General features: G+C 59.7%; 19 protein-coding genes and 1 tRNA gene. 13 read left to right on the top strand and 7 right to left on the bottom strand.

Features of this window, described 5'->3' with window-relative positions:
* Nucleotides 1-11: 11 nt before the first annotated feature.
* Nucleotides 12-926 carry an NAD(P)-dependent oxidoreductase gene (locus tag IT763_RS15295; protein ID WP_206194813.1) on the bottom strand — a complete coding sequence of 305 codons (915 nt, stop codon included), beginning with the start codon at nucleotides 924-926 and terminating at the stop codon, nucleotides 12-14.
* Nucleotides 923-2662, bottom strand: a complete 1740-nt coding sequence (locus tag IT763_RS15290) for a fatty acyl-AMP ligase (RefSeq protein ID WP_164053049.1) — start codon at nucleotides 2660-2662, stop codon at nucleotides 923-925. Before IT763_RS15290 ends, IT763_RS15295 begins: the two co-directional genes overlap by 4 nt.
* Nucleotides 2663-3400: 738 nt before the next feature.
* Between IT763_RS15290 and IT763_RS15285 the strand changes: the two genes are divergently transcribed.
* From IT763_RS15285 to IT763_RS15275, 3 genes are all read left to right on the top strand, one after another.
* Complete coding sequence (locus IT763_RS15285) at nucleotides 3401-4525, top strand: hypothetical protein (RefSeq protein WP_016927031.1); 1125 nt, start codon at nucleotides 3401-3403, stop codon at nucleotides 4523-4525.
* A gap of 218 nt (nucleotides 4526-4743) precedes the next feature.
* Entirely contained in the window at nucleotides 4744-5109 is a 366-nt protein-coding gene (locus IT763_RS15280) for a diacylglycerol kinase (RefSeq protein ID WP_004935528.1), read from the top strand.
* A gap of 104 nt (nucleotides 5110-5213) precedes the next feature.
* A complete protein-coding gene (locus tag IT763_RS15275; protein WP_206194812.1) occupies nucleotides 5214-6113 on the top strand; it encodes a LysR family transcriptional regulator in 900 nt (299 codons plus the stop codon).
* On the opposite strand, the gene IT763_RS15270 is transcribed toward IT763_RS15275, so the two are convergent.
* Both IT763_RS15270 and IT763_RS15265 read right to left on the bottom strand, forming a co-directional pair.
* Nucleotides 6088-6894 (bottom strand): substrate-binding domain-containing protein, encoded by an 807-nt coding sequence (locus tag IT763_RS15270; protein WP_048796852.1) that lies wholly within the window; start codon nucleotides 6892-6894, stop codon nucleotides 6088-6090. The genes IT763_RS15275 and IT763_RS15270 overlap by 26 nt on opposite strands.
* A gap of 27 nt (nucleotides 6895-6921) precedes the next feature.
* Nucleotides 6922-8217 (bottom strand): MFS transporter, encoded by a 1296-nt coding sequence (locus IT763_RS15265; RefSeq protein ID WP_206194811.1) that lies wholly within the window; start codon nucleotides 8215-8217, stop codon nucleotides 6922-6924.
* A 438-nt stretch (nucleotides 8218-8655) separates the two neighbouring features.
* Here IT763_RS15265 and IT763_RS15260 point away from each other — a divergent pair, with 438 nt between their 5' ends.
* From IT763_RS15260 to IT763_RS15250, 3 genes are all read left to right on the top strand, one after another.
* Nucleotides 8656-9009 (top strand): type II toxin-antitoxin system RelE/ParE family toxin, encoded by a 354-nt coding sequence (locus IT763_RS15260; RefSeq protein WP_206194810.1) that lies wholly within the window; start codon nucleotides 8656-8658, stop codon nucleotides 9007-9009.
* Nucleotides 9010-9013: 4 nt separating this feature from the next.
* Complete coding sequence (locus IT763_RS15255) at nucleotides 9014-9316, top strand: XRE family transcriptional regulator (RefSeq protein WP_016927038.1); 303 nt, start codon at nucleotides 9014-9016, stop codon at nucleotides 9314-9316.
* A 425-nt stretch (nucleotides 9317-9741) separates the two neighbouring features.
* Nucleotides 9742-10950 (top strand): aldose 1-epimerase family protein, encoded by a 1209-nt coding sequence (locus tag IT763_RS15250; protein ID WP_079449935.1) that lies wholly within the window; start codon nucleotides 9742-9744, stop codon nucleotides 10948-10950.
* Between the two features lie 73 nt (nucleotides 10951-11023).
* Here IT763_RS15250 and IT763_RS15245 read toward each other — a convergent pair.
* Nucleotides 11024-11099: transfer RNA gene (locus IT763_RS15245), tRNA-Asn, on the bottom strand.
* Nucleotides 11100-11554: 455 nt separating this feature from the next.
* On the opposite strand from IT763_RS15245, the gene IT763_RS15240 reads away from it, so the two are divergent.
* The 5 genes from IT763_RS15240 to IT763_RS15220 all read left to right on the top strand — a co-directional run bounded on the left by IT763_RS15240 (nucleotide 11555) and on the right by IT763_RS15220 (nucleotide 16593).
* On the top strand, nucleotides 11555-12673 hold the full coding sequence (locus IT763_RS15240) for a branched-chain amino acid ABC transporter substrate-binding protein (RefSeq protein ID WP_016927040.1): 1119 nt from the start codon (nucleotides 11555-11557) through the stop codon (nucleotides 12671-12673).
* Nucleotides 12674-12796: 123 nt separating this feature from the next.
* Nucleotides 12797-13711, top strand: coding sequence for a branched-chain amino acid ABC transporter permease (locus IT763_RS15235; protein ID WP_016927041.1), 915 nt, complete (start codon nucleotides 12797-12799; stop codon nucleotides 13709-13711).
* Nucleotides 13712-13721: 10 nt separating this feature from the next.
* A complete protein-coding gene (gene livM, locus IT763_RS15230; RefSeq protein ID WP_079449934.1) occupies nucleotides 13722-15008 on the top strand; it encodes a high-affinity branched-chain amino acid ABC transporter permease LivM in 1287 nt (428 codons plus the stop codon).
* The gene (locus IT763_RS15225; protein WP_016927043.1) at nucleotides 15005-15880 is read left to right on the top strand and encodes an ABC transporter ATP-binding protein; all 876 of its coding nucleotides are present in this window, start codon (nucleotides 15005-15007) and stop codon (nucleotides 15878-15880) included. The genes livM and IT763_RS15225 overlap by 4 nt, the downstream gene beginning before the upstream one ends.
* Nucleotides 15877-16593, top strand: a complete 717-nt coding sequence (locus IT763_RS15220) for an ABC transporter ATP-binding protein (protein WP_151254639.1) — start codon at nucleotides 15877-15879, stop codon at nucleotides 16591-16593. Before IT763_RS15225 ends, IT763_RS15220 begins: the two co-directional genes overlap by 4 nt.
* A gap of 30 nt (nucleotides 16594-16623) precedes the next feature.
* Here the strand turns inward: IT763_RS15220 and IT763_RS15215 are convergent, their stop codons facing one another.
* Entirely contained in the window at nucleotides 16624-17046 is a 423-nt protein-coding gene (locus tag IT763_RS15215) for a helix-turn-helix domain-containing protein (RefSeq protein ID WP_016927044.1), read from the bottom strand.
* Nucleotides 17047-17132: 86 nt separating this feature from the next.
* On the opposite strand from IT763_RS15215, the gene IT763_RS15210 reads away from it, so the two are divergent.
* Nucleotides 17133-18080, top strand: coding sequence for an aromatic alcohol reductase (locus IT763_RS15210; protein WP_016927045.1), 948 nt, complete (start codon nucleotides 17133-17135; stop codon nucleotides 18078-18080).
* Between the two features lie 17 nt (nucleotides 18081-18097).
* On the opposite strand, the gene IT763_RS15205 is transcribed toward IT763_RS15210, so the two are convergent.
* Entirely contained in the window at nucleotides 18098-18784 is a 687-nt protein-coding gene (locus IT763_RS15205; RefSeq protein ID WP_028127723.1) for an aspartyl/asparaginyl beta-hydroxylase domain-containing protein, read from the bottom strand.
* A gap of 260 nt (nucleotides 18785-19044) precedes the next feature.
* Here IT763_RS15205 and IT763_RS15200 point away from each other — a divergent pair, with 260 nt between their 5' ends.
* Nucleotides 19045-20235, top strand: coding sequence for a sugar transporter (locus tag IT763_RS15200; RefSeq protein WP_028128352.1), 1191 nt, complete (start codon nucleotides 19045-19047; stop codon nucleotides 20233-20235).
* Nucleotides 20236-20409: the final 174 nt, after the last annotated feature.

Raw genomic sequence — 20409 nt, 5'->3', positions numbered from 1 at the left:
ACTTGGAATAATTAAAACAGCCCTTCACGCAGCGCGCGTTCCAAACTCACCTGTGGAAACCAATTAATCTGTTGCGACAGCGCCTGATTATTGGCGGACCAGTCGCGATGCGTTAATTCGCGTATTTTGCTGCGCGTCAGCATCGGCTCTTTTTTTACCAGGCGGTTCCACACCACGCTGATATCCGCCAGGGCTTTCAGCAGCGGCAGCGGAATGCCCACCAGACGCACCGGCCCGTGACGCACGGCGGCGCCGATGTCCCGCAGGCGCAGCCAGTTATAGCCTTCGGCTACGCCGTCGCACAGTTCGTAAATATTCGGCTGCGCGGGTTCGGTTTGCACCCATTGGCTGACCGCCTTTGCCAAATCGCTCACGTGCAGAAAAGAGAGCCTGGCGTCAGGCGCGCCCAGCCGGGGCAGCACGCCGCGCAGCAGGCCGTTGAACAGCGGTTTCAGCTCTTTATCGCCGGGCCCGTAAACCGCCGTCGGGCGGAAAATCCCCAGCGCGATATCGCCCGTGGCGGCGATGAGTTGCTGCTCGGCGGCCTGTTTTGAATGGGCGTACCAGGACAGCGCCGGATGGCGGGCCGCCAGCGACGACATGAACAAGAAGCGATTGCAGCGGCCGTTCTGTTTGGCCGCCTGCATCAAATTCAGGCTGCCGGTGACGTTGCAGCGGGTGAACACCGCTTCCGCATGCCCGCGCACCTGGCCCGCACAATGCACGACGCACTCCGCGCCGCGCACCAGTTCGGTGAGCGAGGGCCGATCTTCCAGCGCGCCGGGGATCCACTGCAGGTTGTCTACGGCGGCTTTTCCGGCTTGCCGCGTCAGGGCGCGCACGCTAAACCCTTGCGCCAGCAGTTCCTGGACGATATGCCGGCCGATAAAGCCGGTCGCGCCCGTCACTGCCACGGTGCCGCTCATTGCGCGAAACCGGCCAGCTGCGGCATTTGCGGGTAGAGCGAAGCGCTCAGCCAGCGTTTCTTGGCCTCCGCGCGCGCGGGTTTGCCCGACGACGTGCGGGGAATGCTGTGCGGCGGCAGCAGCTCGATGTCCACCGCGATGCCGAACTCGCTTTGAATGCGCGCGCTCAGCGAATGCACGATTTGTTCACGGCGCTCTTCCGAACTGACTCGGCACTGGATCTGCAAAATGATCCTGGCCGCTTCGTCGTGTTCTTCGGTCACGAAGGCAATCGCATCGCCGGAACGGATTTCCGGTTCGGATTCCGCGACGTACTCAATATCCTGCGGCCAGATATTACGGCCGCGAATGATGATCAAATCCTTCTTGCGGCCGGTGACGTACAGATAGCCGTCCAGCAGATAGCCGAGATCGCCGGTGTCCATCCAGCCGGTCACCTGGATCTGCTGCTGGGATTCATCGTCGCAGAAATAGCCGTTCATCAGGCTGGGGCCGGATATCGTGATATGGCCGACCTGGCGCTCCGGCAGCGGTTGCCCGGTTTCGCTGCGGATCTCGATGCGATGGCCGGGCAGCGCACGGCCGCAGTTGACGAAGGTCGAGACGGCGCGGGTTTTCTTGCCCGGCGCGACCGCTTTACCCTCGTACTCCAAAATATCGCGGTCGACCGCGTTGGTTTGCGGGCCGGAGCAGGGGTCGGAAAAACTCACCGCCAGGGTGTTCTCGGCCAGGCCGTAGCACGGCATGAAGGCTTTGCTGTCGAAGTTGATGCTGCTGAAGTGTTCGCCAAACTGGGCGAGCAGCTCGGCCGGGATCGGCTCGGCGCCCACGCCCGCAACCCGCCAGCTGGAAAGATCCAGATCGGCCAGCTCTTTGGCGTTGCTGCGGCGCAGACACAGATCGTAGCCGAACGGCGGGGCGACGGACACCGTGCCGCGATTCTTGGCGATCAGTTTCAGCCACTGCATCGGGCGCATGGCGAAATCTTGCGTGCGCAGGTAGTCGACGGACAGCTGGGTCGCCACCGGCGTAAGCAGGAAACCGACCAGGCCCATATCGTGATAGAAGGGCAGCCACGAAACGCAGCGGTCGCCGGCGCGCAACTTGATCCCGTCGCGACTGATCGCGTTCAGGTTCGCCATGGCCGCCCGCTGGGTAATGATCACGCCGCGCGGAAAGCGGGTGCTGCCCGAGGTGTATTGGAGATAGGCGATATCGTCGGGCGAAGGCGCCGGCAACGCAATCTCCGGTTCTGGCAAGGCGTTAAAGTCCGCGTCGCTGAGGATGTGCATCGCCGACGTGTTTTCCGTGGCCGACGCGATGAGCGGTGTCCACTCTTCGCTGCTGATGATCGCCGCGGGGTTGCAGCTGGCGATCAGCCCTTTCAGTTTGGCGGTGTAGGAGTCGCGCTGGCCAACGCCCATCGGGATCGCCAACGGCACCGCCACCAGGCCGGCATATTGGCAAGCGAAAAAGGCTTCGACGAAGCCCGGGCTGGTTTCGGCGATAAGCGCCACGCGATCGCCTTTCTTGAGCTTCAGGGACAATAAACGCCGCGCGCCCGCGATCGCTTTTTGCTGCAGCGTGCGATAGTCGAGAACGGTCACGAGTTGATTGCGACGGTCGTAAAAATTCATTCCCGTATTACCGAGTGCCGCGTAATCCAACGCGTCCACTAACGTGGGGAAGTCCGCATAGCGCATGGGAAGAGAATGAACGGAACTTGTTTCAGACATAGACAAACTTAGCCATAGATTAAAAATCACCAAAAGAGAGAAATCACTCTTGGCGAGGTAATTGATGTTTTACTATGAATAGGTTTTGAATAAGTTTGTTATTCAACCATCTTCATTCCGCGAACAGCGTATATTGCCGTGCTCGAGCGGCATGCCGGTTATTAACCGGGCAGAGCGTAAGTAGCCCGAGTCATCAGCCTTGAGCGGCACCCTGGCGAGATATGAGAGACTATTGTAATATCCGGACTTCGCCGTTCTTTAGTCTGCATCTGTCGGGCAGGAAATAACTGTCGGCTCATAGGTTATGACCTCATGCATGGCTATCTTGGAACTTAAACACTTCCTAAACAGTATGCCGCAAGAAATTCAAAAGTGAACGATTCATTTAAGGCTAATCTTAAAAATAGCATTAAGTGGTAAAAATGGCGGCGCACCTCCTGATTAAAGTCGGTACACTAAAAGCGGCGAGTTTCTTTTACCATAACAGCACGAAATAATAAAAGAGCACTATTAGCGTAGCCTGGCTGCGCCGCTTTCTGTTTCCTTTTTTTATCAATTATGGACATCACAGGGTGAATGTCAGGCAACACGTTGCTGATTCGCCGAGGGGGAATATTCGGTTTTTCTTATCAGTGAGCCGGAGGCAATACACAATTCAATAAAAGGCAACAGCATAAAAAATGCTAAAGGCGTTGTCGCGTGCTTATTTAATTATTTTATTAAAACGTAAGGCTATTTATGATCCGTATTGAGAAAGTTCTGGATAAACGCGAACTTAAAGAATTTATTGCTTTCCCCTCGCAACTGTTTCGCGATGATCCGAACTGGATTGAGCCGCTGCATGTAGAGCGCGAAGAGCACTTGTCAAAGAAAAACCCCGGAACCGACCATATTGAATGGCAGGCATGGGTGGCCAAAAAACAGGGCAAAGTCGTTGGGCGCATCACGGCGCAAATCGATTCTCTGCACCGGGAGCTGCATGGCGAGGATACCGGCCACTTCGGCATGATTGACGCCGTTGACGATCCCGCCGTGTTCAGCACCTTATTCACGGTAGCGGAGGAGTGGCTGAGGTCGAAAGGCGCGCGTAAAATCACCGGGCCATTCAGCCTCAATATCAATCAGGAAAGCGGCCTGTTGGTCGAAGGGTTCGATACCCCGCCTTCCGCCCTGATGACGCACGCGAAACCCTACTACGCGGCCCAGATAGCGCAGCAGGGCTACAGCGAGGGGATTGATTTGCTGGCCTATTGGATGAAAAGAACCGACCTGCATTTTTCGCCGTCATTAACCCGGATGATGGATCAGGTGCGTAAAAAGGTGACCGTCCGCCGTCTCAATCGCAAGCGCTTTCGCGAGGAGATGCAGGTGCTGCGCGAGGTGTTCAACTCCGGATGGCAACATAACTGGGGGTTTGTCCCGTTCACCGAGCACGAGTTCGCCACCATGGGGGATCAGCTGAAGTTCCTGGTGCCCGACGATATGATCCATATCGCCGAGGTGGATGGCGCGCCCTGCGCCTTTATCGTCGGTCTGCCGAACATTAACGAAGCGATTGCCGATCTGCAGGGGCGCTTATTGCCATTCGGCTGGGCGAAGCTATTATGGCGCCTGAAAGTCAGCGGCGTGCGCACCGCGCGCGTGCCGTTGATGGGCGTACGCCAGGAATATCAATTCAGCCGCATCGGGCCCATTATTGCGCTGCTGCTGATTGAGGCGCTGCGCGAGCCTTTCGCGAAGCGCAATATCGACGCGCTGGAAATGTCGTGGATCCTGGAAACCAATACCGGCATGCGGACGATTTTAGAACGCATCGGCGCGGTGCCGTACAAGCGCTATCGCTTGTACGAGAAAACGCTTTAAGCGGCTGATATCGCGTCCTCTTTTTACGCTCCCAGAATAATAACCGCGCCAGGGCATTTTGGGCGGTGCCGTTTCAGGAGCAGGGTGACGGCGAGTGAGCGAATGCATCGTCTCCGGAAAGAGAACGGTTAAGGTTTTTAATTAATAAACTCAAGATAAATTCACGCTGCGTGATTTATTTGCGAGTGACTGTCGCAGTTTTGACGAGAGCTGATTGTATGCCTGTGGAAAAGAAAAAAGGAATAAGCCGATTAACCTACAGCATTAGGAATTCCTGGGCCGGGTTTATTGACGCCGTGCTTACCGAAGATGCGTTCCGCCAATTATTGGTCATTAATGCTATCTTACTGGTTGTTACATTTGGTTTAGATATTACAAATATAGAAAGGCTGTTATTAATCACCTGCAGTTTTCTGCTATTGGTGGTTGAGCTGCTTAATACGGCGATTGAAACCGTGGTCGATCGCATTTCGCTGGAATTGCATCCGTTATCCAAACGCGCCAAAGATTTGGGCGGCGCAGCGCAGCTGGTAGCCGTGGTGATGACTATCATTATATGGGGAATGGTGCTGCTGGGGCGATAGGGGCTTTGGTGGTTCAACCACCCAGTCGGTGAACGTGGCGATATAAGCGGTTATCATCGCTGTTTTGCGTCTTCTGCCATTTTCAGCAAGGAGAGTTGGTCGTTATGCCCGTGAATTTTGATCTCAACGATCTCTATGCGTTTCGCGCGCTGGTGGAGTACGGCAATTTTCGGCTGGCCGCAGAGTCCATCTGCCTGTCGCAGTCGGCGCTGAGCCGCAGGATTGAGAAGCTGGAAAACGCGCTGGGCAGCAAACTGTTCGATCGCACCACCCGGCGCGTGACCTTGACGCTGTACGGGCAGGCTTTTGCCGAGCGTTCGGATCAGCTGCTGATGAACGTCGAAGCGGTGTTGGCCGATATCGACAAGGTCAGCCAGGAGCGGGTGGGGCTGGTTACCGTCGCCACGGTGCCCTCGGCGGCCTACTATTTCATGCCCGACGTGATACGCCGTTTCCGGCTGCGCTATCCGCGCGTGCGCGTCAAGCTGATCGACGGCAGCGCAGGTAATGTCATCGAGGCGGTCACCGGCGGCCAGGCCGATTTCGGCATCTGCTTCGCCGGGCGGCTGCAGCCTAATCTTGAATTTGTGCCGTTGGTGGGGGACGTCTACGTGGCCGCCTGCCGGCGCGACCATCCGCTCGCCGGTAAAAAGAGCCTCACCTGGCAAGAGTTCTATCAGCAGGATTACGTCTCGCTGGATAAAACCTCCGGCAATCGCAATCTGCTCGATCAGCGCCTGGAACACCTCGTGCCGGAACGCCCCAGCGTGTGTGAAACTCGCCATGTGACGACCATGCTGGGCATGGTTGAGGCGGGCATCGGCATTGCCGCCGTGCCCGCCATGTCGATGCCCGCTTCAGAGCACTCGGTGTTGACGTCGGTGCCGCTGGTCGATCCGGTGGTGAAACGTACCGTGGGTCTCATCAGACGCGGCGGCCGCATGCAGTCTTTTGTCGCCGCCGAGCTGGAAAAGCTGATTACTGAACAGTATCACTCTGCCTGACCGGCTGCTGCGCCGGCACGGTTCGCATGCCGGTCGCGCGAATGGTCGGCTGCGCCTGAGAGGAGGCGAGGAAGTTCAGCAGCGCTTTGCCTTCGCGGCGGTGCTCCGCCTTAGCGGTCACCGCGCCGGCGAAGCGGGTGATGTACTGCACGTTTTCCGGCAGCTCGCCGATAAAGGTGACGCCCGCCACGGGCAGCAATTCGCTGACCTGCTGGAAGCCCAGCGCGTATTTCCCTTGCGCCACTTCAGAGGCCACCGGGATGCGCTCAACCTTATGCGCCTTTCCTTTCACCTGTTCCTCGATGCCGAGCTTTTTGAACAGTTGGCCGCTGACGTAGCGGCCGCTGGCGCTGTCGGAATAGGCGAAAGAGTCAGCTTGCAGCAAGACATTGCGCAGCTCGGCATCCGTTTTTATCGCCGGTTTGGGCGCGCCCTGTTTCACTACCATGCCGATCGGCGAGTCGGCCAGCTCCACGCGCGAACCCGGCTGGATCCAGCCGCCTTTGTCCAGTTGGGCCAGCGCGTCGCCCACCATGATTACCACATCGGCTTGCTCTCCACGCGCCAGCCGCGCGGGGATCGCCTGCGGCGTTTTACCCATCGAGGGGCCGGACACCAGAATGATTTTGTCGCCGCTTTGGGCTTCATATTCCGGAGCCAGTTTTTCCAGCGCGGCTTTGAAGCCGCCGGAGATCATCACGGTCACGTCTTTGGCCAGCGCCGCCGTACTGCAGGAGGCGCACACCAGCGCGGCGAGGATCGAACGAGTGAGTTTCTGCATGACATGATTCCCTGTTGCGATTGCGGGTTAGCGTGCGGTTTGCAGCGGCATGGCGATGCGGCGATACAGATACAGCGTCGCCAGCAAGGCGCACAGCGCGGCGAAGCTCATCCAATAGCCCGGTGAAGCCTTATCGCCGGTGTATTCGATCAACGCGGTGGAGACCACCGGCGTAAAGCCGCCGAACACCGCCGTCGCCAGGCTGTAGGCCAGCGAGAACCCGGCCACCCGCACTTCCGTTGGCATGATCTCCGTCAGGGCCGGGATCATGGCGCCGTTATAGAGGCCGTAAATGAAGGACAGCCACAGCAGCACGGCCAGCATCATGCCGAAGCTGGGGGCGGCGGCGAGCAGGCTCAGCGCCGGGTAGGCGGTGGCCAGCGTCAGCAGCGTCATGGCGACCAGCACCGGTTTGCGGCCGAAGCGGTCCGACAGCGCGCCGCCGATGGGCAGCCAGATGAAGTTGGAGATCGCCACCAGCAGGGTGACCAGCAAGCTGTCGGAAGCGCTGAGCAGCAGCACCTTTTTGCCGAAGGTCGGCGCATAGACGGTGATCAGATAAAACGCGGTGGTGGTCATGGCGACCATCAGCATGCCGGCGATCACCACCGGCCAATTTTTCAGCAGGGTTTTAAACACGTCGCGCATCGCCAGGTGGTGACGGCGGGCGGTAAACTCCTGCGTTTCTTCCAGCTTGCGGCGCAGGAGGAAGATGAAGGGAACGATCAGGCAGCCGAACAGGAAAGGAATGCGCCAACCCCATTCGCGAATGGCGCTTTCTTCCAACGCCGCATTGAGCGCGAAGCCCATGGCCGCCGCCACCATAATCGCCACCTGCTGGCTGCCGGACTGCCAACTGGTGTAGAAGCCTTTACGGCCCGGCGTGGCGATTTCGGCCAGATAGACGGACACGCCGCCCAGCTCCGCACCCGCCGAGAAGCCTTGCAACAGGCGCCCGCACAGCACCAGCAGCGGCGCCCAAAGCCCGATGCTGTGGTAAGAGGGGATCAGCACAATCAGGAAGGTGCCCGCGGCCATGATCGACAGGGTCACGATCAGCCCTTTGCGGCGGCCGACTTTATCGATGTAAGCGCCCAGCACGATGGCGCCGATCGGGCGCATCAAAAAGCCCGCGCCGAACACCGCAAAGGTCATCATCAGTGAGGCGAACTCGCTGCTGGCCGGAAAAAAGGTGTGTGCGATGTAGGTGGCGTAAAAGCCGAACAGGAAAAAATCGAACTGCTCTAAAAAGTTGCCGGAGGTGACGCGCAATATCGCGCCGGCTCTGGCCCGGGGAGTCATGGGTGAGGTAGAGGAATGCATCTTTATCTCCAGTTTGTTATTGGCGCCTGACGCCGCGCCTGTTGCTGAAGACTCGCTCAGGAAAATAAAGTAAATAAGCGCAATAAACGCATGGCGCGATGCGTTTGGCGCATCAATCGGCGTTAACAATGTTGCCTAACCCGATGTAACGTGGCGTTAACAAGTTTGCCGCTCACCGCCCGCTGCGTAGAGCGTCGAAAACGTTATGCGCTTTTTGTGACAGGGTTCATAAAGGGGCGGCGGGGAAACGTTCCGTGCCTCTGAACGATTGTTCGATACCGCGCGTAAAAAGCTGAATGCCTCGCACTGCGTTTGCAAAATGCGTGGATGTACGTTCAGCCTTGCAGTATCCACGCATGCCTTTGCATGCTATCCCAGCGCCTCTCTGATATAGCTTTACATCTATATAGTTACTGATCTATATTTTAGGGAGGTCCCGTGTGGGAAATTAAAACAACGGATGCATTTGATCATTGGTTCAGATCACTCAGCGATGCCGATCGGGCCGGCGTACTTGCCGCATTGATGGTCCTGCGGGAAAAGGGGCCGGGGTTGCCCAGACCCTATGCCGATACGGTTAAAGGCTCACGTTACAGCAATATGAAAGAGTTGCGCATTCAGTGCCGAGGCGAACCGTTGCGGGCATTCTTCGCTTTCGATCCGTACCGTATTGGCATTGTGCTTTGCGCGGGCAATAAAGCCGGTAATGAAAGGCGTTTTTACGATGGGATGATCCAGGTTGCCGATCGGGAATTCACGAACTGGCTGAACACATTAAACGAGAAGGAGTGACGCGATGGGCAGAACGTTGGAACAGCTTATTGCGGATGAAAAGCCCGAGGTCGTGGCCAAAGCGCAGGCGCTGGCGGCGGACATCATGCTGAACATTCACCTTGCCGAGCTGCGTGAAAAAGTACAGAAAACGCAGGTTGAAATGGCGCAGGCGCTGGGGATCAGGCAGCCGACCGTTGCCGTGATGGAAAAACCGGGCCGCGATCTGAAACTGTCTTCGCTTAAACGCTATGTTGAGGCGGCCGGCGGCAAACTGCGCCTGGACATTGAACTGCCGGACGGCTCTCACTACGAGTTTGTGCTGTAAGCGCTAACGGCAGAAAGGCACAAAGCCCGCTCAGGTTTCCCCGAGCGGGCTTTGCGCACCTGGGATGCTTTGAAACAACCAGGCGGCCGTAAAAGCAACGAGGCGCAAGACGGGCAGGCTGTCTGAGCGCTTTCGTTTGGGCCGGATAGCGTTAAACAAGCCACCCGCACTCCCTTCGCGATGTCTTGCTTGCCCGGAGCCGTCTCCTTGCCTTTTAGCTGAAACGATACAAATTATGTTGATAAATAGCTCATTTCTCATGCAAGAACTCAATATATTTCATTAGAACTGGGATGAAATTCGTATTTCTATCGCACTATTTCTTCAAATACTCACCCGGTGAAGCTCATCACATTTCTTTAACCTGCTTAACAGTAGATTTTCCCTTGTTTATAAAAAATCGATTCAGCTAAAGGGGAAGGGAAATGAAAAAGACATGGGTGATGGCGGTGTTTTCGGCCCTGATTTCAGGACAGGCGGCGGCGCAGAGTTGGGTGCTGACCAGCGCTGAAGATGGCGTGGAGAAAGGAAACTGGAAGATTTCGAGCGAGGCGCTGAAGATTAAGGATAAAACGTTCAGCATTGAGCAGAAGGTATTGCACGGCGGTAAGCAAGAAGGCAGCAAAGTCGTGATTATCCGCAGCGAGGATGGCCTGACCATCACGCTGAGTCCCACCCGCGGCATGAACCTCCTGCGGGCAGAAGGATTTGGCGCGAAAATGGGATGGGATTCCCCGGTCAAAGAGGTGGTCAACCCCGCCTTTATCAACCTGGAAAGCCGCAATGGGCTCGGCTGGCTGGAAGGTTTCAATGAGATGATGGTGCGTTGTGGCTATGAGTGGACCGGTCATCCAGTGACCGAAGGAGGGCAAATTTACACGTTGCACGGCAAAGCGGGCAATACGCCGGCCTCGCGGGTTGAGGTTGAGGTCGCGGATACGGCGCCATATGAAATTCGTGTTCGCGGCCTGATCAAAGAGAGCACATTCAAAAAAGCCGATCTGCAAACCCTGACCGAATTGCGCTATGTGCCCGGCAGCAACAGTTTCCGCCTGCATGATGTGTTAACCAACCGGGCGGATTATCCCCATGACTACCAGATTATTTATCACAGCAATTTCGGCGCGCCGATTCTGGAAAATGGCGCTCGCTTCCTGGCGCCGATGGCCAGCATCAGTCCGTTTAACGACTATGCCAAAGCCGGGCTGAAGACCTGGGGAACCTATGCCGGTCCAACCAAAGGGTTCGATGAAATGGTCTTTAACATTAAGCCATTATCGGATCCGAATCATCAGACACTGGCGGCGCTGGTCAATAACGCGGGCGACAAAGGGGTGGCGATTCAGTTCGATACCCGCCAGTTGCCCGTCCTGACGCTGTGGAAGAATACCGATACGTTAAAACAGGGGTATGTAACGGGGATTGAGCCGGGCACCAGCTATGCCTACCCGGTCACTGTCGAGCGCGAACAAAAACGCGTTAAGCAGTTGCAGCCTGGCGCCAGTGCGCAGTTTGATCTGACCTATACCTTGCTGCACAGCAAAGCGCAGGTGGCGGGTCTGGCGCAGAAGATTGCGGATATTCAGGGCAAGGTAAAAATTGATGAGAATGACGCGCCGATAGCCACAGAGTAACGCTGCCTGTCGATGCATTTAGCGTTAAAGCAAAAAGCCCGCTTAAGTTTCCTTAAGCGGGCTTCTCTAAATATGGCTCCTCTGACTGGACTCGAACCAGTGACATACGGATTAACAGTCCGCCGTTCTACCGACTGAACTACAGAGGAATCGTGTGAACGGGGCGAATAATAGCGGGGCGCCTGGGGTTTGTCAAAGCGCTAAACTGCAAAAAAAGCGCGTTTGCTGAGGGAATGAGCACCTTGCGCTGTTTTTCGGCATTTTCCATCGCGATGCGTTGATTTTTGCATCCCAAATCGTTTTGACGCCGCTTGCACACGCCTTTGCACGGCGATGGTGCAGGGTCACTCTCGCTATCCTGCACCTTCCCATCTTGGCCGTACGGCTCAGCCCCTGTTATCCCCGCCACACGCCGCGCCGCAACTGATATGTAGGATGAATAAGCAAACAATATGTATTCGTCGTCACAATGGCTGGATTTTTGCTTACCCATTTTTGGGGAATGCGACTGCGCTCTCAAGAAAATTATTTTCCCCGTCTACACATAAAGTGACTGATCCGCGCCCCAGGGCGTTTCGCTACAACAGTGCTGAGGAAGATAACAATGTCATCGAAATTGATAAAAAGTCCGCTCGCTGCTTTGCTCATCGGTTGTTTAGGTACGGCGTTTTCCGCGCAGGCCGATATCGTCATCGGCGTCGCCGGGCCGTTCTCCGGGCCGAACGCCACTTACGGCGATCAGTATTGGCGCGGGGCTTCGCAGGCGGCGGCGGACATCAACGCCGCCGGCGGCATCAAAGGGGAAAAAATCAAACTGGTGCAGGGGGATGACGCCTGCGAACCGAAACAGGCGGTCGCGGTCGCCAACCGGCTGGTGGATCAGGACAAGGTCTCGGCGGTGGTCGGCCACTTCTGTTCCTCATCCACCATGCCCGCCTCCGAGGTGTATGACGAGGCCGGCATCATCGCCATTACCCCCGGCTCCACCAACCCGCAGATCACCGAGCGCGGCATGAAGACCATGTTCCGCATGTGCGGGCGCGACGATCAGCAGGGCGTCATCGCCACCAACTACATGCTGGATACCCTGAAGGCCAAACGCATCGCGGTGATCCACGATAAAGACACCTACGGCCAGGGGCTGGCGGACGCCGCCAAGGCGGCGATGAACAAGCGCGGGGTTAAAGAGGTGCTGTATGAGGGGCTGTCGCGCGGCGAGAAAGACTTCAACGCGCTGGTGACCAAGATCGCCTCGGTCAAACCTGACGTGGTCTACTTCGGCGGCTGCCATCCCGAAGCCGGGCCGCTGGTGCGCCAGATGCGCGAGCAGGGCGTGACCGCCAAGTTCTTCTCCGGCGACTGCGTGGTGACCGAAGAGCTGGTGACCGCCGCCGGCGGGCCGCAGTACACCAACGGCGTGCTGATGACCTTCGGCAACGATCCGCGCCAGATCGCGGAAGGCAAGGCGGTGATCGCCAAGTTCCGCGCCAGCGGCTTTGAGCCGGAAGGCTACACCCTTTACTCCTACGCTTCGATCCAGGCGATCGCCGCCGCCTTCAACGCCACCGGCGGCAAAGACAGCGCCAAGGCCGCCGAATGGCTGAAGTCGCACGACGTGGACACCGTGATGGGCAAAAAAGCCTGGGATCAGAAGGGCGATCTGAAGGTCTCGGACTACGTGGTCTATCAATGGGATGACAAGGGCAAATATCACCAGCTGTAAACGGCCGAACCGTGAAGTTATGACCCTATGACCGACGGGCCGCCGCCCTGGCGCGCCCGTTCCGCGACTACCTTTGGCCGCGTCGGACTGCGTTGGCGGCCTTACCAGGCGAGACTGCTCATTATGGATGTATTCTTTCTGCAACAGCTGATCAACGGCCTGACCCTCGGCGCGGTGTATGGCCTGATCGCCATCGGCTACACCATGGTTTACGGCATCATCGGCATGATCAACTTCGCCCACGGCGAGGTGTACATGATCTCCGCCTACCTGTGCGCCATCGGTCTGGCGCTGCTGTCGTTCTTCGGGCTACACTCGTTCCCGCTGCTGATCCTCGGCACGCTGGTGTTCACCATCGTCATCACCGGGGTGTACGGCTGGGTGATCGAGCGCATCGCCTACAGGCCGCTGCGCAACTCCACCCGCCTGGCGCCGCTGATCTCCGCCATCGGCATGTCGTTAATCCTGCAAAACTACGCGCAGATCAGCCAGGGGCCGCGCCAGCAGGGCATCCCGACGCTGCTGAGCGGCGTGTTCCGCCTGGAGTTCGACGGCGGCGTGGTGCAGATCACCTACACCAAGGTGTTCATTCTGGTGGCGTCGCTGCTCGGCATGGCGATCCTCACCTACATCATTCAGCGCACCCGGCTGGGGCGCATCTGCCGCGCCACCCAGCAGGATCGCAAAATGGCCTCGATTCTCGGCATCAATACCGATCGGGTGATCTCGCTGGTGTTCGTGATCGGCGCCGCCATGGCCGGGCTGGCCGGGGTGCTGATCACCATGAACTACGGCACCTTCGATTTTTACGTCGGCTTTATCATCGGCATCAAGGCCTTCACCGCCGCGGTGCTGGGCGGCATCGGTTCGCTGCCGGGCGCGATGCTCGGCGGGCTGCTGCTCGGGGTCGCGGAGGCGCAGTTCGCCGGCATGGTGAATTCGGATTACAAGGACGTGTTCTCCTTCGGGTTGCTGGTGGCGATCCTGATCTTCCGCCCGCAGGGCCTGCTCGGCCGGCCGCTGGTCGCCAAGGTTTAAGGAGAACGCCATGTCGCAATCCGTAATCAACGGCGGGCTGGACGTTAAACGCAGCCTGCTGGATGCCGTTTTGGCCGGGCTGATCGCCCTGATCGTGTTCGGGCCGATCGTCGGCATCGTGCTGAACGGCTACAGCTTCAACGTCGAGCCGCACCGGCTGGTGTGGATCATCGTCGCGGTGATGGCCGGGCGGCTGCTGCTGAGCCTGTTCCTGCAAACCGCGCCGGGCCGCAAGGTGCTGGCGCGCTTCGACGGCGGCAACGACGGCGTTTACGTGCGCCCGCTGGGCTATAAATCCAATCTGCGCTGGTTCCTGCCGCTGATGGCGGCGATCGCGCTGTTGTTCCCGTTCGTCGCCACCAAGTACCTGCTGACGGTGGCGATCCTCGGCCTGATCTATGTGCTGCTCGGGCTGGGGCTGAATATCGTGGTCGGGTTGGCGGGGCTGCTGGATCTGGGGTACGTGGCGTTTTACGCCATCGGCGCCTACGGGCTGGCATTGGGCTACCAGTATCTCGGGCTCGGTTTTTGGGCGATGCTGCCGCTCGGGGCGCTGATGGCGGCGCTGGCCGGCGCGCTGCTGGGCTTTCCGGTGCTGCGTATGCACGGCGACTATCTCGCCATCGTCACGCTCGGGTTCGGCGAGATCATCCGGCTGGTGCTGAACAACTGGATGTCGCTCACCGGCGGGCCGAACGGCATTTCGGTGCCGGCGCCGACGGTGTTCGGTCTGGAGTTCGGCCGGCGCGCCAAGGACGGCGGGGTGCCGATCCACGAGTTTCTCGGCATCGATTACAATCCCAACCTCAAGTTCATCTTCATCTACGCGATGCTGTTTTTGGTGGTGCTGCTGGTGCTGTACATCAAGCACCGGCTGACGCGCATGCCGATCGGCCGCGCCTGGGAGGCGCTGCGCGAGGACGAGATCGCCTGCCGTTCTTTGGGGCTGAATCACGTGCTGGTGAAGCTGTCGGCGTTTATGCTCGGCGCCTCCACCGCCGGGCTGGCGGGGGTGTTTTTCGCCACTTACCAGGGGTTCGTCAACCCGACGTCGTTCACCTTCTTCGAGTCGGCCCTGATCCTGGCGATCGTGGTGCTGGGCGGCATGGGCTCCACCCTCGGCGTGGTGCTGGCGGCCTTCGTGCTGACGGTGGCGCCGGAGCTGCTGCGCAGCTTCGCCGAATACCGGGTGCTGCTGTTTGGCGTGCTGATGGTGGCGATGATGATCTGGCGGCCGCGCGGGCTGGTGCGCATCAGCCGATCCAGCTTCGCCGAACGCAAGGGGGTAGCGCCATGAGCGACGCCATTTTGCGGGTGGAACACCTGATGATGCGCTTTGGCGGCATCAAGGCGCTGAACGACGTCAATCTGGAGGTGGAGCGCGGTTCCATCACCGCCCTGATCGGCCCCAACGGCGCCGGCAAGACCACGGTGTTCAATTGCCTGACCGGCTTTTACCGCGCCAGCGGCGGTGCGATCCTGCTCAATACCCACAAGCGGCCGACCGACGTGATCCAGGTGCTGGGGCAGAAGTTCCGCGCCGGCGACTGGATACGCCCGAAGCGGCTCGGTTCGCGCCTCTATTACAAGATGTTCGGCGGCACCCACCTGGTCAACCGCGCCGGGCTGGCGCGCACCTTCCAGAATATCCGCCTGTTCCGCGAAATGTCGGTGGTGGAGAACCTGCTGGTGGCGCAGCACATGCAGAGCAACCGCAACCTGATCGCCGGGGTGCTGAATACGCCGGGCTACCGCCGGGCGGAAAGCGCCGCGCTCGATCACGCCTTCTATTGGTTGGAGGTGGTGGATCTGGCGGACTGCGCCAACCGGCTGGCGGGGGAGATGTCCTACGGCCAGCAGCGGCGGCTGGAGATCGCGCGCGCCATGTGCACCGCGCCGGAGATGATCTGCCTCGACGAACCGGCCGCCGGGCTGAACCCGGTGGAGACGGCCGCGCTGAGCCGCATCATCCGCTTCCTGCGCCAGCATCACGGCATCACGGTGCTGCTGATCGAGCATGACATGGGCATGGTAATGGAGATCTCCGATCGGGTGATCGTGCTCGATCACGGCGATGTGATCGCCCGCGGCACGCCGCAAGAGATCCAGCACAACGAGGCGGTGATCGCCGCCTACCTGGGCGCGGACGAAGAGGAGCTGGCGGGATGAGCGAAGCGATGTTGGAATTTCGCGAAGTGGACGTGTTTTACGGGCCGATCCAGGCGCTGCGCCAGGTGTCGCTGCAGGTGAAGGCCGGGGAGACGGTGGCGCTGATCGGCGCCAACGGCGCGGGCAAGTCCACGCTGTTGATGTCGATCTTCGGCCAGCCGCGCATCGCCGGCGGGCAGATCCTGTTTGGCGGCGAGGACATCAGCCGCCGCTCCACGCACTTTGTTGCCAGCAGCGGCATCGCGCAGGCGCCGGAGGGGCGGCGCATCTTTCCGGACATGAGCGTGGAGGAGAACCTGTTGATGGGCACCATCACCGTCGGCAATCGCTACCTGGAGGAGGATTTGCCGCGCATGTTCGAGCTGTTTCCGCGCCTCAAGGAGCGGCGCAACCAGCGGGCGATGACCATGTCCGGCGGCGAGCAGCAGATGCTGGCGATCGCCCGCGCGCTGATGAGCCGGCCGAAGCTGCTGCTGTTGGACGAGCCGAGCCTGGGGCTGGCGCCGATCGTGGTGCGGCAGATCTTCGGGGTGCTACGCGAGCTGACCCGCAGCGGCATGACGCTGTTTCTGGTGGAGCAGAACGCCAACCACGCGTTGAAACTGTCCGATCGCGGCTATGTGATGGTCAACGGCCAGATCCGCCTCACCGGCAGCGGCCAGGAGCTGTTGAACGATCCGGAGGTGAGAAAGGCCTATCTGGGCGGCGGCTGAACGCCGCCTCACGGGCAGGGATGCCCGCGTTCATCCCTCGATGGCGTTTCGCTCTTGATCATCGTAGTGCGAGCGGGCCGCTCTGAAGGCGTCGGCGGAGGCGATAATCCACGACCAGAGCGGCAGCATGTTGAGCAGCATCTCTTCCCCCGCGTCGGTGATGGTGTAAACCACGCGGGGCAGTTTTTCCTGATAATCGCAGCGCGATATCAACCCATCCCGCTCGAGATGGCGCAGTGTCCGCGTCAGCATTCTCTGCGTCACGCCCGCTAATTGGCGGCTTATTTCGCCGTGGCGCAGCGGCCCGTGGGTGCCCAGGATATGCAATACCCCCAGCGACCAACGGTTGCCCGCATGTGCGAGGATCTCGCGCTTCAGCCCTTCATCGTCGTTGCTCAATGCTTCACAGAACGCCTGCGAAAATTGCAGCAGCGCTTCCCGATCGCTCGTCATATTCCTCTCCGGTATCACGCGTGTACCTAATTGAACCCGTTTTTGTCAGCTGTCAGGATGACGCAGTGTCAAGACAGGAGGCAAGCATGAAATCCACAAATCCATCCATCAATACCGTGCTCATACTCGGCGCCGGTGAACTGGGGCTGCCGGTATTGCGTGCGATGAGCCGGCAGGCTCGGCTATATCCATCTTTAAAAATCAGCGTGCTGCTCCGGCCGGAGGCCGCCCGCGCCGTCAACGGCCCGCTCCGGGCGCGGCGGGATGCGCTGGCGCGGCTCGGCATCGCCGTGGTGGAAGGCGATCTGCAGCAAAACGGCGTGGAGGCGCTGAGTGCGCTATTCCGTTCCTTCGACGCGGTGATCAACTGCAGCGGCTTTGTCGGCGGGGCGGGCACGCAGATAAAGATCACCCAGGCCGTCTTGCAAGCGGGCGTGGCGCGCTACTTCCCGTGGCAGTTCGGCGTGGACTACGATGTTGTCGGCAAAGGCAGCGGGCAACAGGTGTGGGATGAACAGCTCGAGGTGCGTCACCTGCTGCGTGCGCAGCGTGCGACGGAGTGGGTGATTGTTTCCACGGGCATTTTCACCAGCTACCTGTTTGACCCCGGCTTTGGCGTGGTGGACGCGGCAACCAAAACGGTGCGCGCGCTGGGCGACTGGCGCTACGCGGTGACGCTGACCACCCCCGAGGACATTGGCCGGCTGACGGCCGCGATTTTTTTCCATCGGCCCGCGTTTCGCAACCAGGTGGTCTATATCGCCGGCGACACGCTGACCTACCGCGAGCTTGCCGATGTCATGCAGGCGCGCTGGGGCGTGGAGGTCAACAGGATCCTGTTGGACAAAGAGCGGCTGCGGGAAGATGTGCGGAACCATCCGCGTGACGTCGGCGCCAAATACCGGTTGGCTTTCGCCCGGCCCGACGGCGTGGCGTGGGATAAGGCGAAAACCTTCAATGCGCGCCAGGGCATAGCCACCACCACCGCCGAACAGTGGCTGGCGCAGCAATGGCCGATCCCTCAGGACGGTTAATCGCCTGAGCGCCGCAGTCAGAACTGGCGCTGCATCCAGCGCACGTTCAGCCGCACCAGCGCGATGATGGCGCTGGAGAGCAGCCGCAGCCCGCCGGGCATGTCGCGGCGGCGAATGTCCAGCAGCAGCACGGTGCGCACCTGCGGGCTGTCGTTCCATACCTCGTGCTCGAAGGTATCGTCCCAGAGCATGAACTCCCCCTCGTGCAGCCGGTATTCGCGGCCGTCCACCTTCAGCACCGCCGCCGGCGCGCCGTCGGCGCGTTTGGGCATGTCCAGCACCAGATAGCCGCGCAGAATGCCGCGGAACGGACCGCGATGGGGCGGCACCTGTTTGCCGGGCGCCAGGAAGGAGAGCGACGCGGACAGCACGTCCGGCGAGGAGGCGATCAGCGCCGCCAGCGTCGGACAGCGCGCCAGGTTGCGGGGGATGGGCTGGCCATAGGCCTTCATGATGAACATGCGCCAGTCGCGCGCGTCGTTGGCGGAGATGGACGCCTGCTGGCTCATGATTTCGTGAAAGCGCGGGATATTGTGCAGATCGTGGGCGACCGTCAGCGCCTCTTCGCGGATCTGCCGCCATTGGGCGGTGAAGCGTTCGGCGTCGGGGAAGAGGGCCGCGCTGTCGAGCACCGGCTGGCCCTGGATGCGGCGATCGTAAACATTGCGCAGGGCAAGTACGGACCAATCATAAATCGCGGACATCATAATGACCTCGCCTCAGGAAACGCCAAAGGGACACTGCGCGCTTCTTCGGCGCGGCGCGTGGACGGCCGGGGAGAAACGGCAGGAAAAATTGGTACGCTTCAATAGATTAGCACAGCATTTGTGCAACCGTGTGTCTGCGAATGTGTCGAAATGCGGCGAAAAAAACCACACAATTAAAGTGTGACGCGTATCGCATTTAGCGGGCCGGTTGGTTAAAATATCGCGACTTGCCCGCACCTGTCCGGATTTCTTTTACCATGGAACACGCTCCCGTTTCGCGCTCAACCGCCTGGTTGCGCGTGGTCATCCTCGCCGTCTCGGCCTTTATTTTCAACACCACCGAGTTTATTCCGGTCGGTCTGCTGAGCGATATCGCCGCCAGCTTCTCGATGCAAACCGAACAGGTCGGCCTGATCATCACCATTTACGCCTGGATCGTCGCCGCCGCCTCGCTGGCGTGCATGCTGCTGACCAGCAAAATTGAGCGCCGCAAACTGTTGATCGGCGTGTTCATGCTGTTTATCGCCAGCCACGTGCTGACCGCCGTGGCCTGGAATTTCACCACGCTGGTTATCTCGCGCGCCGGCGTGGCGCTGGCGCACTCGGTGTTCTGGTCGATCACCGCCTCGCTGGCGATCCGCGTGGCGCCGCCGGGCAAGAAAGCCCAGGCGCTGAGCCTGCTGGCGGGCGGCACCGCGCTGGCGATGGTGCTCGGGTTGCCGCTCGGGCGGGTGGTCGGGCAACTGCTCGGCTGGCGCATGACCTTTATCGGCATCGCGGTGTGCGCCACGCTGGCGCTGGTGCTGCTGTGGCGCCTGCTGCCGGTGCTGAAAAGCGAGCACTCCGGTTCGCTGGCCAGCGTGCCGCTGCTGTTCAAACGCCCGGCGCTGGTGGCGCTGTACATGCTGACCATCATTGTGGTGACGGCGCACTTCACCGCCTACAGCTACATCGAGCCGTTTATCCAGACCGTGGCCGGGCTGTCGGAGAACTTCACCACGCTGATGCTGCTGCTGTTCGGCGCCGCCGGCATCGTCGGCAGCTTGCTGTTCAGCCGCTACAGCGAGCGGTTTCCTTCCAGCTTCTTCATCGGCGCCATCACGCTGCTGGCCTTGAGCCTGCTGCTGCTGTTGCCGGCGGCCGGCAGCGAAAGCCACCTGACGGTGCTGTGCATCTTCTGGGGGATGGCGATCATGGCGATCGGCCTGTCGATGCAGGCCAAAGTGCTGAGCCTGGCGCCGGACGCTACCGACGTGGCGATGGCGATTTTCTCCGGCCTGTACAACTTCGGCATCGGCAGCGGCGCGCTGCTGGGCAACCAGGTGAGTCTGCATCTGGGCATGGGCAACATCGGCTTCGTCGCCGCGCCGCTGGCGCTGATCGCCCTCGGCTGGTGCCTGTTGAGCGTCTACCGCAGCGAACGGCTGCAGCAGCACCACAGCCGTTAACCTGCGGATTCGGGATGCCGCTGCGGCATCCCGCGCTGCATTTTCCTGCTATAAAACAGGCTGCTGCAGCGTTTTATGCTTAACTTTTTTTCATAGTCTGCTAATTAAAAATTTAACTCCGACGCCGCTTCGCTAGCATAGAAAGTCATTAAAAATGTTAATGCGAGGTTAACG

The organism is Serratia sp. CMO1 (assembly GCF_015689115.1).
Classification (GTDB): domain Bacteria; phylum Pseudomonadota; class Gammaproteobacteria; order Enterobacterales; family Enterobacteriaceae; genus Serratia; species Serratia marcescens.
This window is presented reverse-complemented; position numbering and strand designations above follow the sequence as displayed.

Coding starts and splice junctions, on each gene's coding strand:
- IT763_RS15295 (WP_206194813.1), bottom strand. CDS start 926: ATGAGCGGCACCGTGGCAGTGACGGGCGCGACCGGCTTTATCGGCCGG.
- IT763_RS15290 (WP_164053049.1), bottom strand. CDS start 2,662: ATGTCTGAAACAAGTTCCGTTCATTCTCTTCCCATGCGCTATGCGGAC.
- IT763_RS15285 (WP_016927031.1), top strand. CDS start 3,401: ATGATCCGTATTGAGAAAGTTCTGGATAAACGCGAACTTAAAGAATTT.
- IT763_RS15280 (WP_004935528.1), top strand. CDS start 4,744: ATGCCTGTGGAAAAGAAAAAAGGAATAAGCCGATTAACCTACAGCATT.
- IT763_RS15275 (WP_206194812.1), top strand. CDS start 5,214: ATGCCCGTGAATTTTGATCTCAACGATCTCTATGCGTTTCGCGCGCTG.
- IT763_RS15270 (WP_048796852.1), bottom strand. CDS start 6,894: ATGCAGAAACTCACTCGTTCGATCCTCGCCGCGCTGGTGTGCGCCTCC.
- IT763_RS15265 (WP_206194811.1), bottom strand. CDS start 8,217: ATGCATTCCTCTACCTCACCCATGACTCCCCGGGCCAGAGCCGGCGCG.
- IT763_RS15255 (WP_016927038.1), top strand. CDS start 9,014: ATGGGCAGAACGTTGGAACAGCTTATTGCGGATGAAAAGCCCGAGGTC.
- IT763_RS15250 (WP_079449935.1), top strand. CDS start 9,742: ATGAAAAAGACATGGGTGATGGCGGTGTTTTCGGCCCTGATTTCAGGA.
- IT763_RS15240 (WP_016927040.1), top strand. CDS start 11,555: ATGTCATCGAAATTGATAAAAAGTCCGCTCGCTGCTTTGCTCATCGGT.
- IT763_RS15235 (WP_016927041.1), top strand. CDS start 12,797: ATGGATGTATTCTTTCTGCAACAGCTGATCAACGGCCTGACCCTCGGC.
- livM (WP_079449934.1), top strand. CDS start 13,722: ATGTCGCAATCCGTAATCAACGGCGGGCTGGACGTTAAACGCAGCCTG.
- IT763_RS15225 (WP_016927043.1), top strand. CDS start 15,005: ATGAGCGACGCCATTTTGCGGGTGGAACACCTGATGATGCGCTTTGGC.
- IT763_RS15220 (WP_151254639.1), top strand. CDS start 15,877: ATGAGCGAAGCGATGTTGGAATTTCGCGAAGTGGACGTGTTTTACGGG.
- IT763_RS15215 (WP_016927044.1), bottom strand. CDS start 17,046: ATGACGAGCGATCGGGAAGCGCTGCTGCAATTTTCGCAGGCGTTCTGT.
- IT763_RS15210 (WP_016927045.1), top strand. CDS start 17,133: ATGAAATCCACAAATCCATCCATCAATACCGTGCTCATACTCGGCGCC.
- IT763_RS15205 (WP_028127723.1), bottom strand. CDS start 18,784: ATGTCCGCGATTTATGATTGGTCCGTACTTGCCCTGCGCAATGTTTAC.
- IT763_RS15200 (WP_028128352.1), top strand. CDS start 19,045: ATGGAACACGCTCCCGTTTCGCGCTCAACCGCCTGGTTGCGCGTGGTC.